The sequence below is a fragment of the Streptomyces sp. NPDC058683 genome, from assembly GCF_042716195.1.
Lineage (GTDB): Bacteria > Actinomycetota > Actinomycetes > Streptomycetales > Streptomycetaceae > Streptomyces.
This window is the reverse complement of sequence record NZ_JBHXSK010000004.1, coordinates 210,971-224,911: the sequence shown is the minus strand read 5'-3', so window position 1 is coordinate 224,911 and position 13,941 is coordinate 210,971. Positions and strand designations below refer to the sequence as shown.

Genomic DNA, 13,941 nt, shown 5'->3' with positions numbered 1-13,941 from the left:
CTTCCGTCGTAGGCTGACGCCCGCTGCCCGCCGACGGGGGACGAGCACACGAGGGAGGACACATGGGGATCCGAAGCCTGACCCGCACCGAGGCCGAGCGCCGGTCCGATCTGATCACGGTCGAGCGGTACGACGTGGACATCGACCTCACCGCCCTGCCCGGCGGACCGGAGATCCGGTGCGTCTCCACGGTGGCCTTCGCCTGCGCGGAGCCGGGCGCCGAGTCCTTCGTCGACTGCGCGGCCGAGGTCCGCTCCGCCACCCTCAACGGCACCCCCCTCACCCCCACCGACGACGGCCGGATCCCGCTGCCCGGCCTGGCCGCGCACAACGTGCTGCGCGTGGAGAGCGTCCAGGCCGACACCACGGTCAGCCCGGGCGTCCACAAGGCCGTCGACCCCGCCGACGGCGAGGTCTACCTCTGGACCAGCTTCGAACCGGACGAGGCCCGCTTCGTCTGGGCCTGCTTCGACCAGCCCGACCTCAAGGCCCCGCACGCCTTCACCGTCACCGCCCCGGCCGCCTGGACCGTCCTCAGCAACTCCGGCGGCCCGCGTGTCGAGGAGCAGGGCGCGGCCCGCCGCTGGAGCTTCCCGGACACCCCGCCGCTGTCCGTGTACAACACCGTCGTCAACGCGGGCCCCTTCCACGAGATCCGCCGCGAGGCCGACGGCCACGACCTCGGCGTCTTCGCCCGCCGCTCGCTCGCCGAGGTACTGGAACGCGGCGCCGACGAGATCTTCACCCTCACCCGCCAGGGCCTCGCCTTCTACGCCGAGGCCTTCGCGATGCCGTTCCCGCAGCGCAAGTACGACCAGGTGTTCATGCCCGAGTTCGGCGGCGCCATGGAGAACTACGGCTGCGTGACCTGGTCGGACATGTTCCTGCGGCGGGCCACGCCGACGCCCGCCGAGCGCGAGCGGCTCGCGGTCGTGCTGCTGCACGAGATGGCGCACATGTGGTTCGGCAACATCGTCACCATGCGCTGGTGGGACGACCTCTGGCTGAACGAGGCCTTCGCCGAGTTCGCCTGCCACTGGGCCGCGGAGGGCGCCACCCGCTACACCGACGCCTGGGCCAGCCACCTCGCCGGCGAGAAGCTCAAGGCCTACCTCTCCGACCAGGGCCCGGTCTCCCACCCGATCCACCAGCCCATCCACGACGTCGCCGAGGCCGCGTCGATCTTCGACAACATCACCTACCCCAAGGGCGCCTCCGTCCTCCAGCAGTTGATGACCTACGTCGGCGAGGACCGGTTCCGCGCCGGGATGGCCGCCTACTTCGCCCGCCATGCCTGGGGCACCACCACCCTCCAGGACCTGATCGACGCCCTCGCCGAGGCGAGCGGCCGGGACCTCGCCGGCTGGCGGAAGGCCTGGCTGGAGACGGCCGGCACCGACCGCTTCACCCTGGAGCACGACGGCGACACCGTCACCCTCGTCGCCGACGGCACCCCGCGCCCGCAGGTCCTGGCCGTCGGCGCGTACGACCGCGACGGCGACGCCCTCGAACGCACCGCCCTGGTCCGCGTCGAGGTCACCGAGCCCCGCACCCCGGTCACCGGCCTTCCCACCACGTCCGACCTCCTCCTGATCAACGACGACGACCTCACCTTCGCCACCACCCGCCCGGACCCCGCCACCCGGGACACCCTCTTCCGCACGGCGGCCCAGCTGCCCACGGCCATCTCCCGGGGCGCGGCCACCGCCACCGTCTGGGACATGCTCACGGCCGGCGAGGCCACGGCGGCCGAAGCCGGACGGTGCCTCACCGCGGTCCTCGCCGCCGAGACGTCCGACGCCGTGATCGAGCCCTTCCTGACCCTCGTCACCAACATCGCCGAACTCTGGGCCCCCGACGCCGACCGCCCCGCCCTGACGGAGGCCGCGGCCGAGGCCTGCCGGCGGCTCGCCGACGACCCGGGCCGCCGCCAGGTCGCCCTGCGCGGCCTGGCCCGCACCGCGACCGGCGCCGAGGACCTGGCCTGGCTCCGCGACCAGGCCGGCGACGACATCGACCTCCGCTGGCGCACCCTCGTCCGCGAGGCCGAACTCGGCGGCGACGTCACCGCCGCGTCCGCCGCCCTGCTCGAACGCGACCCCGACCCCGACGCCCGGGTCCGTCTCCTCACCGTCCGGGCCGCCACCCCCGACCCGGCCGCCAAGGCGGAGGTCTGGCAGCGGCTGGTCGTGGACCGCACGGTGCCCGTCCAGGCGGTCAGGGCGGTGGCGGACGCCTTCTGGCGCCCCGGCCAGGACGCCCTGCTCGCCCCCTACGCCGAGCGCTATCTGGCCGCGATCCCCCAGCTGGACCAGGGCGGAATGATCCCGGCGATGGTCTACACCTCCGCGCTCTTCCCGTCGTACGCCATCGACTCCGCATACCTCGACAAAGCCCGGCAGGTGGCCCAGGACGCGGCCCCCGTGGTCCGCAACACGCTCCTGGAACGCTCCGACGCCGTCCGCCGTATGCTCCACGCCCGGGCCGTGACCGCCTGATACACCTGCCAGAGCCGCTGCGCCCGGTTCCGGGGCAGATCCACAGTTTCGAGGGCGGGGCCCGCGAGTTCAACCGCTGTGGAAAACCTTCGGCGCGGCCTGTGGACAACTCGCCCAGCGAGACTCCGCGGGCCGCCCTCGTCCGCCGTACGACCTGCTGTGACCTGGGTCGAAGGCCCCGGCGGAGCGCTGCGGGGCCCGCGGCGGCGGCCGACCGGAGTGGCGATGGCCACGCCTCCGGGCCGGTCCCCGGGGCTGCGCTCGGCGGCCAGGGCTGAGTACCGTTCCGTGCGAGTGCCGGGCAGCGGCACACCGGCCGGTCCAGGATGGGCCGTCCGGACGACACGGGACGACACGGCGGGATCGGGGAACGGGGCGTAATGGACGCGTACGACGGGGACTCGGACGCCCGGCAGGGGCCGGAGGGTCCGAGCGGGACGCGTCCTGATCCGGGGCCTTTCGCGGCGGCCGTTCCGGAGCAACCGCCCCTCGGCACCCAGAAGCCCCCCGCCGCCCCCCGTACCGGCGTCGCCGCCCTCTCCCCGCGCTACCAGGTCGGCGCGGCCCTCGCGCTGGCCCTGGTCGCGGTCGCCGCCTGTGTGCACCTCGGGATGGTGTTCCTGAGCCTCGCGCCGGCGAACACGGTGACGAAGCAGCACGGCAAGGCGATCGAGGAGTGGGTGTATCCGGAGTTCGAGCAGAACTGGAAGCTGTTCGCGCCGAACCCGCTCCAGCAGAACATCGCCGTGCAGGTGCGCGCCGACGTGCGGATGCAGGACGGCACCACGACCACCACCGGCTGGAACGACCTGTCCGCGCAGGACGGCAGGGCCATCGACGGCAGCCTGCTGCCGAGCCACACCGTGCAGAACGAACTGCGCCGGGCCTGGGACTTCTTCGTCACCACGCACGGCACCGACAACCGCCCCATCGGCCTGCGCGGCTCCCTGTCCGAGCAGTACCTGCGCCGGATCGTCGTGATGCGCATGTACCGGGGGGACGCGACCAGCGAGAAGGGCACCATCGAGCGCGTCCAGGTGCGCTCCAGCACCACCAACGTGCCCCCACCGGACTGGAGCGGCGAGAAGGTCTCCGACACCCCCGTCTACCGGGTGCTGCCCTGGTGGACGGTCACGGCGGACGAGGCCGACGGAGGTGTGCGATGAGCCGCCTCGCCCTGTGCCTGTCCCGTGCCATCGCCCGGGTCACCGAGTCCGCGCTCGGCCCGTACCAGACGGCCGTCGTACGCATCGGCTTCGCCGCCACCTGGCTGCTGTTCCTGCTGCGCGAGTACCCGCACCGCCAGGAGCTCTACGGCCCCGACGGCCCCTGGAGCTTCGGCCTCGCCCAGCAGCTGACCTCGGACAACCACGCGTTCACGGCGCTGCTGGCCTCCGACGGCCGGGCCTTCTTCGAGGTCTTCTACTTCCTCGCCGTCCTCTCCAGCGCCCTGCTGCTGGTGGGCTGGCGCACCCGCACCATGTCCCTGCTGTTCATGGTCGGCGTGCTGTCCCTGCAGAACCGCAGCGTCTTCATGGGCGACGGCGGCGACAACGTGCTGCACCTGATGTCCTTCTACCTGGTGTTCACACGCTGCGGTCAGGTGTGGTCCCTGGACGCGCGCCGGGCGGCACGCGCGCGTGCCGCGCAGCAGCCGGTCACCGACCGGGCCGGACCGGCGCTGTGGGCGGTGTCCGGTCTCCTGCTGGTCCTGGCGGCCCTCACCGGCCGCACCGGCGGCGGCTGGCTGGTACCGGCCCTCATGTGGGCGACCTGGGCGGGCGCCGCCCTGTGGTGGGCGGCGGGCCGCCGGGCACGCACCTCCGAGCCACGGATCCTGCTGGACGTCATCGCCAACATCCTGCACAACGGCGCCCTGTTCGTGATCATGGCCGAGGCCTGCCTGATCTACGCCACCGCCGGCTGGTACAAGATCCAGGGCTCCCGCTGGCAGGACGGCACCGCCGTCTACTACCCGCTCCACCTGGACTACTTCTCGCCCTGGCCGGCCCTGGCCGACCTGCTGTCCGCCAACGGCACGCTGGTGATGCTGGTGACCTACGGGACGGTCATCGTCCAGGTCGCCTTCCCGTTCACGCTGTTCAACCGCCGGGTCAAGAACGTGCTGCTGGCCGCGATGATGACCGAGCACGCGGTGATCGCGGTCGTCCTCGGCCTGCCCTTCTTCTCGCTCGCCATGATCGCGGCGGACTCGGTCTTCCTGCCGACGGTCTTCCTGCTCGGGGTCGGCGACCGCGCGGCACGCGCGCGTGACCGTGTCCTCCGGCGCGGTGCCCCCGCACTGCCTCCCTCTCCGTCCCGGGAGACGGAGGACAAGCCCCGCGTAGGCTTCGGGGCATGACCGACCCCCTGAACCACTGGGCGCGGCTGGCGGGCTCCGCCGTCCTCCTCGACGGCTTCCACGCCCTCAAGCACGCCCTGCGCTTCGGCGCGGAGGTGCCGGTGGCGGTCACCACGGACCGGGCGGCGGCGCTGGCCCTGGCGGACGAGCTGGCACCGGACGTAGGGGAGGCGCTGGCCGCCCTTCTGACAGAGGTGCCGCCGCAGACGTACGCGTCCCTGGTCTCCCGCCCGCATCCCACGGCCGTGGCCGCCCTGGCCGTACGACCGTCCCGCGAGGCCAACCTGCGCGAGCTGGCCCGCGACCCGCGCTCCGCCCCCGTCGTGGTCCTCGACGAACCCCGCAACCTCGGCAACGCGGGCGCGGTGATCCGCCTGGCGGCGGGCTTCGGCGCGACGGGAGTGATCACGACCGGCACGCTCGACCCCTGGCACCCGACGGTCGTACGAGGCGGCGCGGGCCTCCACTTCGCGACGGCGGTCGAGCGGCTGACGGTGCCGGAGCTGCCACCGGGCCCGGTGTACGCGCTGGACCCGGAGGGCGAGGACATCCGGAACACGAAGCTCCCGGACAACGCGATCCTCGCCTTCGGCTCAGAACGAACGGGTCTTTCGCCGGCCCTGCGCGCGCGTGCCGACCATCTCCTGCGCCTGCCGATGCGCCCGCAGGTCAGCAGCTATGTGGTTTCTAACCGCCTGGCTAGCCCGTTTACCCAGTGGTGGGGTGGGTCGGGCCCGGGGCCGGCGGGCCCCATCGGGGGCGCGGGGCTGTACTCGCCATGCGGCCACCGCCGCACTCGCCATGCGGCCACCGCCGCACTCGCCATGCGGCCACCGCCGCGCGGGCGCGGCCGGCCACTACGGACCCGCAGCTGCCCACGGTGACCAGGCACCCCGAACGGCTACGCCTCCCGCCGCACCTCGATCACCCGGAACCGGTTCGCCACGAACGCCCCGTCGCACAGCGCGGCGTTCGCCGCGGGGTTTCCGCCCGAGCCGTGGAAGTCGGAGAACGCGGCCGTCTGGTTGACGTACACCCCGCCGACCAGGTTCAGCGACAGCTGGGCCGCCTCCTCCAGGCAGACCTCCTCCACGGCGCCCTCCACGTCCGCGTCGACCGTGTACGCGCCGACCGTCATCGCGCCCTTCTCCCGGACCGTCCGCCGCAGCAGCTCCACCGCGTCGGCGGCCGAGTCGACGGCGACCGCGAAGGAGACCGGCCCGAAGCACTCGCTCATGTACGCGGCCTCGTCGTCGGGCTTGGCCCCGTCCAGCTTCACGATCACCGGCGTGCGTACGACCGCGTCCGGGAACTCCGGGTTGGCTACCTCCCGGGAGGCCAGGGCGACCTCGCCGAGTCCGGCGGCGGCCTCCAGGCGGGCCTTGACGTCGGGGTTGACGATCGCGCCGAGCAGCGCGTTCGCGCGGGCGTCGTCGCCGAGCAGACCGTCGACCGCGCGGGCGATGTCGGCGACCACCTCGTCGTACGTGCGAGGGCCTTCGTCGGTGCGGATGCCGTCGCGGGGGATCAGCAGGTTCTGCGGGGTGGTGCACATCTGGCCGCTGTACAGGGAGAGCGAGAACGCCAGGTTGGAGAGCATCCCCTTGTAGTTGTCGGTGGACTCCACCAGCACCGTGTTGACGCCGGCCTTCTCCGTGTAGACCTGCGCCTGCCGGGCGTTGGTCTCCAGCCAGTCGCCGAACGCGGTCGAGCCCGTGTAGTCGATGATCTTGATCTCGGGGCGGGTGGCGAGCGTCTTCGCGATGCCCTCGCCGGGGCGCTCCGCCGTCAGTGCCACCAGGTTCGGGTCGAAGCCGGCTTCGGCGAGCACCTGCCGGGCGACCTGCACGGTCAGGGCGAGCGGGAGCACCGCGCGCGGGTGCGGCTTCACCAGTACCGCGTTGCCCGTGGCCAGGGAGGCGAACAGACCCGGGTAGCCGTTCCACGTCGGGAACGTGTTGCAGCCGACGACCAGTGCGATCCCGCGCGGGACCGGCTTGAACGTCTTCGTCAGCGCGAGCGGGTCGCGCTTGCCCTGCGGCTTGGACCACTCGGCCGTGCCGGGGGTGCGGACCTGCTCCGCGTACGCGTACGCCACCGCCTCCAGACCGCGATCCTGCGCGTGCGGGCCGCCCGCCTGGAACGCCATCATGAACGCCTGGCCGCTGGTGTGCATGACCGCGTGCGCGAACTCGTGCGTCCGGTCGCTGATCCGCTTGAGGATCTCCACACACACCACCGCGCGCGCCTCCGCGCCCGCGTCGCGCCACGCGCGCTGGCCGGCCTTCATGGCGGGCAGCAGTGTGTCGACGTCGGCGTGTGGGTAGGTCACGCCCAGTTCGATGCCGTACGGGGAGACCTCGCCGCCCAGCCAGTCGTCGGTGCCGGGCTGGCCGAGGTCGATGCGGCCGCCGAGAAGGGCGTCGAAGGCGGCCTTGCCGGCTGCGGCGTCCAGGCTGCCGTGCTCGCCGTAGGCCTTGGGGTGCTCGGGGTGGGGGGACCAGTACGCGCGCGTGCGGATCGCCTCCAGCGCCTGGTCAAGCGTGGGCCGGTGCTTGGCGATCAGCTCGTGCACGGTGAGTTCGGCGGTCATGCGGGACCAACTCCTCGTCTGATGAGCTCCGCTTCGAGCTCATGACCTGGGCGGAAACGGCCGGACAGAGTTAGAGTAACCGAACGATCGGTCGGGACAAGGGGGCCTGCCGCATCTGTGGAAAACCCCGTGCGGGAGGATCGCGCACATGACAGCACTCGACCTCAGCAGCCCCGTGGGGGTCGCCGGCGCCGGCACCATGGGCCAGGGCATCGCCCAGGTCGCCCTCGTCGCGGGCCATCCCGTACGGCTCTACGACGCCGTCCCCGGACGGGCCGGGGACGCTGCCGCGGCGATCGGCGCCCGTCTCGACCGGCTGGTCGAGAAGGACCGGATGACGGCCGCCGACCGGGACGCGGCCCGCGCCCGGCTGCTGCCCGCCGGGGAGCTCACCGAGTTCGCGGACTGCACCCTGGTCGTGGAAGCGGTCCAGGAGTCTCTGGAGGCCAAGCAGGAGCTGTTCCGGGCTCTGGAGGACATCGTCGACGGCGACTGTCTGCTGGCCACCAACACCTCCTCCCTGTCGGTGACCGCCATCGGCGGCTCCCTGCGCAGCGCCGCCCGCCTGGTGGGCCTGCACTTCTTCAACCCGGCCCCGCTGCTGCCGCTGGTCGAGGTCGTCTCCGGGTTCGCCACCGACGTCACGTCGGCCACGCGCGCGTACGAGACGGCCCGCGCCTGGGGCAAGACACCGGTCGCCTGCGCGGACACCCCCGGCTTCATCGTCAACCGCATCGCGCGGCCCTTCTACGCCGAGGCGTTCGCGGTCTACGAGGCGCAGGCCGCCGACCCGGCCACCATCGACGCGGTGCTGCGCGAGAGCGGTGGCTTCCGGATGGGCGCCTTCGAACTGACCGACCTGATCGGCCAGGACGTCAACGAGTCCGTCACGCACTCCGTGTGGCAGGCCTTCTTCCAGGATGTGCGCTTCACGCCCTCCCTGGCGCAGCGCCGGCTCGTCGAGTCCGGCCACCTCGGCCGCAAGACCGGGCACGGCTGGTTCGACTACGCGGACGACGCCGAGCGCCCCGAGCCGCACACCGCCGAGCCGGCCGACCGGCCCGCCTACGTCGTCGCCGAGGGCAACCTGGGCCAGGCGGCCGAGCTGCTCGCGATGATCCGCGAGGCGGGCATCCAGGTCCGCGACGAGGACGAGGACCACGGCACCCGCCTGGTACTGCCCAGCGGCGGCCAGCTGGTCCTCGCCGACGGCCAGACCTCGGTGGAGTTCCGCGACGTCGTCTACTTCGACCTGGCGCTCGACTACCGCCGCGCCACCCGTATCGCCCTGTCCGCCGGACACGACACCCTGCCCCAGACGCTCGGCGAGGCCATCGGTCTCTTCCAGGCGCTCGGCAAGCAGGTCAGCGTCATCGGTGACGTCCCCGGCATGATCGTCGCCCGTACGGTCGCCCGGATCGTCGACCTCGCGCACGACGCCGTCGCCAAGGGCGTCGCCACCGAGGAGGACATCGACACCGCGATGCGCCTGGGCGTCAACTACCCCCTCGGCCCCTTCGAGTGGAGCCGCCGCCTGGGCCGCGACTTCGCCTACGACCTCCTCGACGACCTCCATCTGCGCGACCCGAGCGGTCGCTACGCGCCCTCCCTCGCGCTCTACCGCCACGCGTACGCCACCGAGAAGCGGGAGGGCGCCTCATGACCACCGCCAAGCGCGACACCTACACCCCCGAGACCCTGCTCTCGGTGGCCGTCCAGGTCTTCAACGAGCGCGGCTACGACGGCACCTCCATGGAGCACCTCTCCAAGGCGGCCGGCATCTCCAAGTCGTCGATCTACCACCACGTCTCCGGCAAGGAGGAGCTGCTGCGCCGGGCCGTCAGCCGCGCCCTGGACGGCCTGTTCGGGATCCTCGACGAGGAGCACGCGCGCGTGGGGCGCGCCGCCGACCGCCTGGAGCACGTCGTGCGCCGCATGGTCGAGGTGCTGATCGCCGAACTGCCGTACGTGACGCTGCTGCTGCGGGTGCGGGGCAACACCGGCACTGAGCGATGGGCGCTGGAGCGGCGCCGGGACTTCGACCACCGGGTGGCCGACCTGCTGAAGGCGGCCGCCGCCGACGGGGACGTCCGCGGTGACATCGAGGTGCGCCTCGCGACCCGGCTGGTCTTCGGCATGGTCAACTCGATCGTGGAGTGGTACCGCCCGGACGGGCGCGGCGGGACCGAGCGCGAGGTCTCCGACGCGGTGGCGCGCCTGGTGTTCTCGGGGCTCCGCTCGGCCTGACGCCGGCCGTCCGGCGTCAGCCGCCCGGTCCCAGGTCCTCCTCCTCGAACACCAGCAGGGTGCGGGTGCTGAGCACCTCCGGGATCGCCTGGAGCCGGGTCAGCACCAGCTCGCGCAGCGCCCTGTTGTCGGGCGTGTGCACCAGGAGCAGGACGTCGAAGTCGCCGCCCACCAGGGCGATGTGGTCGGCGCCGGGCAGCTGCCGCAACTCCTCGCGCACCGTGCGCCAGCTGTTCTGGACGATCTTCAGCGTGATGTAGGCGGAGGTGCCGTGCCCGGCCCGCTCATGGTCCACCCGGGCGCCGAAACCGCGTATCACCCCGTCCTCGATCAGACGGTTGATACGCGCGTAGGCGTTGGCACGCGAGACATGGACACGTTCGGCGACCGACCGTATCGAGGCCCGGCCGTCCGCCTGGAGGATCTGCAGGATGTCCTGATCAATGGCGTCCAGCGGGCGCGCGGGCGGCAGCGCGGCGCGGTCCTGCGGGCCCTCGGCCATTTGTTCAGGTGGCATGTCCCCCTGCCTTCCTACCATGGACGTAATGCGTTCATTCCAGGCTGTGGAGAACCGTTTGTCCACAGCCTGGAGCCGCCTGTAGCCAAAATGTGCTGACGACCGAACAATCGGTAGGTGGGACGAGTCACAGCCGACCCGTCTCCCGTAGCCACCCCCACGAGGAGGTGCCGTCATGACGGTCCTGGAGCAGCGAGGCGCTTACCGCCCGTCGCCGCCGCCCGCCTGGCAACCCCGGACGGACCCCGCGCCCCTGCTGCCCGACGAGCGGCCCTACCGCGTCCTCGGGACCGAGGCGGCCGCCAAGGCCGACCCGGAGCTGCTGCGCCGGCTCTACACCCAGCTGGTGCACGGCCGCCGGTACAACACACAGGCCACCGCCCTCACCAAACAGGGCCGCCTCGCCGTCTACCCGTCCAGCACCGGCCAGGAGGCCTGCGAGGTCGCCGCCGCGCTGGCCCTGGAAGAGCGCGACTGGCTCTTCCCCAGCTACCGCGACACCCTCGCGGTCGTCGCCCGGGGCGTGGACCCCGTGGAGGCGCTCACCCTGCTGCGCGGCGACTGGCACACCGGCTACGACCCCTACGCCCACCGCGTGGCCCCCCTCTCCACCCCGCTCGCCACCCAGCTCCCGCACGCCGTCGGCCTCGCCCACGCGGCCCGCCTCAAGGGCGACGACGTGGTCGCGCTCGCCATGGTCGGCGACGGCGGAACCAGCGAGGGCGACTTCCACGAGGCGCTGAACTTCGCCGCCGTCTGGCAGGCCCCGGTCGTCTTCCTGGTCCAGAACAACGGCTTCGCCATCTCCGTCCCGCTCGCCAAGCAGACCGCCGCCCCCTCCCTGGCCCACAAGGCCGTCGGATACGGCATGCCGGGCCGCCTGGTCGACGGCAACGACGCGGCCGCCGTGCACCAGGTCCTCTCCGACGCCGTGCGGCACGCGCGCGAGGGCGGCGGCCCCACCCTGGTCGAGGCGGTGACCTACCGCATCGACGCCCACACCAACGCCGACGACGCCACCCGCTACCGCGGCGACGCCGAGGTGGACGCCTGGCGTGACCACGACCCGATCCTCCTGCTGGAACGCGAGCTGACCGACCGCGGACTGCTCGACGAGGACTTCACCCGGCACGCGCGCGAAGGTGCCGAGACCATGGCCGCCGACCTGCGCGAGCGCATGAACCGCGACCCGGAGCTCGACCCCATGGCCCTCTTCGACCAGGTGTACGCCGAGACCACCACCCAGCTGCGCGAGCAGCGCGCCATGCTGCGGGCCGAGCTGGAGGCCGAGCAGGCCGACCAGGAAGGCGGCGACCGATGACGACCGTCGCCGTCAAGCCCGCCACCATGGCGCAGGCCCTCACGCGCGCGCTGCGCGACGCGATGGCCGCCGACCCCGCCGTGCACGTCATGGGCGAGGACGTCGGCACCCTCGGCGGGGTCTTCCGGGTCACCGACGGCCTCGCCAAGGAGTTCGGCGAAGACCGCTGCACCGACACCCCGCTCGCCGAGGCCGGCATCCTCGGCACCGCCGTCGGCATGGCCATGTACGGGCTGCGCCCGGTCGTGGAGATGCAGTTCGACGCCTTCGCCTACCCCGGGTTCGAGCAGCTGATCAGCCATGTCGCCCGGATGCGCAACCGCACCCGCGGCCGGATGCCCCTCCCGATCACCGTCCGCATCCCCTACGGCGGCGGCATCGGCGGCGTCGAGCACCACAGCGACTCCTCCGAGGCCTACTACATGGCCACCCCAGGCCTGCACGTCGTCACCCCGGCCACGGTCGCCGACGCCTACGGCCTGCTGCGCGCCGCCATCGCCTCCGACGACCCGGTCGTCTTCCTCGAACCCAAGCGCCTGTACTGGTCCAAGGACACCTGGAACCCCGAGCAGCCGACGGACGTTGAACCCATCGGCCGCGCGGTGGTGCGCCGCACAGGGCGCAGTGCCACGCTCATCACCTACGGCCCGTCCGTACCGGTCTGCCTCGAAGCCGCCGAGGCCGCCCACGCGGAGGGCTGGGACCTCGAAGTCGTCGACCTGCGCTCCCTGGTGCCGTTCGACGACGAGACGGTCTGCGCCTCGGTACGGCGCACCGGGCGCGCGGTCGTCGTACACGAGTCGGGCGGGTTCGGCGGACCGGGAGGGGAGATCGCGGCCCGGGTCACGGAGCGCTGCTTCCACCACCTGGAGGCGCCGGTGCTGCGCGTGGCCGGGTTCGACATCCCCTACCCGCCGCCGATGCTGGAGCGCCACCACCTGCCCGGCGTCGACCGCATCCTGGACGCGGTGGCGCGTCTGCAGTGGGAGGCCGAGGGCTGATGGCACAGGTGCTGGAGTTCAAACTGCCCGACCTCGGGGAGGGGCTGACCGAGGCGGTGATCGTCAACTGGCTGGTCCAGGTCGGCGAGGTCGTCGCGATCGACCAGCCGGTCGTCGAGGTCGAGACGGCCAAGGCGATGGTCGAGGTCCCCTGCCCCTACGGCGGTGTGGTCACCGCCCGCTTCGGCGAGGAGGGCGCCGAACTGCCCGTCGGCGCCCCGCTGCTGACGGTCGCCGTCGGCGAGGCCGCCCCGGTCCCCGAGGCGGAGGGCTCCGGCAACGTCCTGGTGGGCTACGGCACCGGGGCACCCCCGGCGCGCCGCCGCCGGGCCCGGCCCACCGCACCGGAGCAGGCCAACGGCACGGCCGGCAGGGCCGCCGCCGTCGAGACGGCGGTCCCCGCGCGCGTGCCGGCACCGTCCCCGCTCCCCGAGGGCCCGGTCCCGGTGATCTCCCCGCTGGTCCGCCGGCTCGCCCGGGACAACGGCCTGGACCTGCGCGCGCTGTCCGGCTCGGGCCCCGACGGCCTGATCCTGCGCGCCGACGTCGAGGACGCCCTGCGGGTCAGCGCGGCCCGCGCCGCCACCAAGACCCCGGTCGGCCCGCTGGACGCCTCGGCCGGCCCGGCGAACGCCCGGACCGGCACCCGCACGCCCCTCAAGGGCATCCGGGGCGCGGTCGCCGACAAGCTGTCCCGCAGCCGCCGGGAGATCCCGGACGCGACCTGCTGGGTGGACGCGGACGCGACCGAGCTGATGCGCGCACGGACCGCGATGAACGCGGCGGCGGGCCCGAAGATCTCCCTGCTCGCGCTCCTCGCCCGGATCAGCACGGCCGCGCTGGCCCGCTATCCCGAGCTGAACTCCTACGTCGACGTCGAGGCCCGCGAGATCGTCCGACTCGACCACGTCCACCTGGGCTTCGCCGCCCAGACCGACCGGGGCCTGGTGGTCCCCGTCGTCCGGGACGCCCACACCCGCGACGCCGAGGCCCTGACGGCGGAGTTCGCCCGGCTGACCGAGGCGGCCCACGCCGGAAGGCTCACCCCGGGCGAACTCACCGGCGGCACCTTCACGTTGAACAACTACGGCGTCTTCGGCGTCGACGGCTCCACGCCGATCATCAACCACCCCGAGGCGGCGATGCTGGGCGTGGGCCGCATCGTCCCGAAGCCGTGGGTGCACGAGGGCGAGCTGGCGGTCCGCCAGGTCGTCCAGCTGTCCCTCACCTTCGACCACCGGGTCTGCGACGGCGGCACGGCGGGAGGGTTCCTCCGTTACGTGGCCGACTGCGTCGAAAACCCGGCGGTACTGCTCAGGACACTCTGACCGCGGCGCGCCCCTTCAGGGGCGCGGGGCTGCATCAATATGCGGCTCCGCCGCGTGGGCGCGACCGGCCACAA

The 13,941-nt window shown here is 72.9% G+C and carries 10 protein-coding genes and 1 pseudogene; 9 read left to right on the top strand and 2 right to left on the bottom strand.

The features are described from left to right. Positions 1-62: 62 nt before the first annotated feature. The 4 genes and pseudogenes from pepN to ACFWXC_RS06425 all read left to right on the top strand — a co-directional run. Positions 63-2,498, top strand: a complete 2,436-nt coding sequence (gene pepN, locus ACFWXC_RS06440) for an aminopeptidase N (RefSeq protein ID WP_384473983.1) — start codon at positions 63-65, stop codon at positions 2,496-2,498. A gap of 380 nt (positions 2,499-2,878) precedes the next feature. Then, entirely contained in the window at positions 2,879-3,664 is a 786-nt protein-coding gene (locus ACFWXC_RS06435) for a DUF5819 family protein (protein WP_384473981.1), read from the top strand. Further along, positions 3,661-4,860 carry an HTTM domain-containing protein gene (locus tag ACFWXC_RS06430; RefSeq protein ID WP_384473978.1) on the top strand — a complete coding sequence of 400 codons (1,200 nt, stop codon included), beginning with the start codon at positions 3,661-3,663 and terminating at the stop codon, positions 4,858-4,860. Before ACFWXC_RS06435 ends, ACFWXC_RS06430 begins: the two co-directional genes overlap by 4 nt. Continuing rightward, a pseudogene (locus ACFWXC_RS06425) lies at positions 4,857-5,603 on the top strand (TrmH family RNA methyltransferase); the annotation flags it as partial. The gene ACFWXC_RS06430 and the pseudogene ACFWXC_RS06425, both read left to right, overlap by 4 nt. Positions 5,604-5,761: 158 nt before the next feature. Here ACFWXC_RS06425 and paaN read toward each other — a convergent pair. Beyond that, positions 5,762-7,453: a phenylacetic acid degradation protein PaaN gene (paaN, locus tag ACFWXC_RS06420; RefSeq protein ID WP_384473975.1), complete on the bottom strand. Its 1,692-nt coding sequence runs from the start codon at positions 7,451-7,453 to the stop codon at positions 5,762-5,764. A gap of 148 nt (positions 7,454-7,601) precedes the next feature. Here paaN and ACFWXC_RS06415 point away from each other — a divergent pair, with 148 nt between their 5' ends. Then, positions 7,602-9,116 (top strand): 3-hydroxyacyl-CoA dehydrogenase, encoded by a 1,515-nt coding sequence (locus ACFWXC_RS06415; protein ID WP_384473972.1) that lies wholly within the window; start codon positions 7,602-7,604, stop codon positions 9,114-9,116. Next, positions 9,113-9,700 carry a TetR/AcrR family transcriptional regulator gene (locus tag ACFWXC_RS06410; protein WP_384473969.1) on the top strand — a complete coding sequence of 196 codons (588 nt, stop codon included), beginning with the start codon at positions 9,113-9,115 and terminating at the stop codon, positions 9,698-9,700. Before ACFWXC_RS06415 ends, ACFWXC_RS06410 begins: the two co-directional genes overlap by 4 nt. A gap of 16 nt (positions 9,701-9,716) precedes the next feature. Here the strand turns inward: ACFWXC_RS06410 and ACFWXC_RS06405 are convergent, their stop codons facing one another. After that, positions 9,717-10,217 (bottom strand): Lrp/AsnC family transcriptional regulator, encoded by a 501-nt coding sequence (locus ACFWXC_RS06405; RefSeq protein ID WP_382529295.1) that lies wholly within the window; start codon positions 10,215-10,217, stop codon positions 9,717-9,719. 175 nt (positions 10,218-10,392) lie between these two features. Between ACFWXC_RS06405 and pdhA the strand changes: the two genes are divergently transcribed. Genes pdhA through ACFWXC_RS06390 form a run of 3 tightly spaced genes read left to right on the top strand, consistent with a single transcriptional unit; the run spans position 10,393 to position 13,867 of the window. Beyond that, positions 10,393-11,538 (top strand): pyruvate dehydrogenase (acetyl-transferring) E1 component subunit alpha, encoded by a 1,146-nt coding sequence (gene pdhA / locus ACFWXC_RS06400; protein WP_384473966.1) that lies wholly within the window; start codon positions 10,393-10,395, stop codon positions 11,536-11,538. Continuing rightward, complete coding sequence (locus ACFWXC_RS06395) at positions 11,535-12,539, top strand: alpha-ketoacid dehydrogenase subunit beta (protein ID WP_384473962.1); 1,005 nt, start codon at positions 11,535-11,537, stop codon at positions 12,537-12,539. Before pdhA ends, ACFWXC_RS06395 begins: the two co-directional genes overlap by 4 nt. Beyond that, the gene (locus tag ACFWXC_RS06390; protein WP_384473958.1) at positions 12,539-13,867 is read left to right on the top strand and encodes a dihydrolipoamide acetyltransferase family protein; all 1,329 of its coding nucleotides are present in this window, start codon (positions 12,539-12,541) and stop codon (positions 13,865-13,867) included. The genes ACFWXC_RS06395 and ACFWXC_RS06390 overlap by 1 nt, the downstream gene beginning before the upstream one ends. The last annotated feature ends 74 nt before the right edge of the window (positions 13,868-13,941 follow it).

What these genes read in the sequence shown, in the direction of transcription:
- ACFWXC_RS06415 (WP_384473972.1), top strand. Translation starts at nt 7,602, where the DNA reads ATGACAGCACTCGACCTCAGCAGCCCCGTGGGGGTCGCCGGCGCCGGC.
- ACFWXC_RS06410 (WP_384473969.1), top strand. Translation starts at nt 9,113, where the DNA reads ATGACCACCGCCAAGCGCGACACCTACACCCCCGAGACCCTGCTCTCG.
- pepN (WP_384473983.1), top strand. Translation starts at nt 63, where the DNA reads ATGGGGATCCGAAGCCTGACCCGCACCGAGGCCGAGCGCCGGTCCGAT.
- ACFWXC_RS06390 (WP_384473958.1), top strand. Translation starts at nt 12,539, where the DNA reads ATGGCACAGGTGCTGGAGTTCAAACTGCCCGACCTCGGGGAGGGGCTG.
- ACFWXC_RS06435 (WP_384473981.1), top strand. Translation starts at nt 2,879, where the DNA reads ATGGACGCGTACGACGGGGACTCGGACGCCCGGCAGGGGCCGGAGGGT.
- ACFWXC_RS06405 (WP_382529295.1), bottom strand. Translation starts at nt 10,217, where the DNA reads ATGCCACCTGAACAAATGGCCGAGGGCCCGCAGGACCGCGCCGCGCTG.
- pdhA (WP_384473966.1), top strand. Translation starts at nt 10,393, where the DNA reads ATGACGGTCCTGGAGCAGCGAGGCGCTTACCGCCCGTCGCCGCCGCCC.
- ACFWXC_RS06395 (WP_384473962.1), top strand. Translation starts at nt 11,535, where the DNA reads ATGACGACCGTCGCCGTCAAGCCCGCCACCATGGCGCAGGCCCTCACG.
- ACFWXC_RS06430 (WP_384473978.1), top strand. Translation starts at nt 3,661, where the DNA reads ATGAGCCGCCTCGCCCTGTGCCTGTCCCGTGCCATCGCCCGGGTCACC.
- paaN (WP_384473975.1), bottom strand. Translation starts at nt 7,453, where the DNA reads ATGACCGCCGAACTCACCGTGCACGAGCTGATCGCCAAGCACCGGCCC.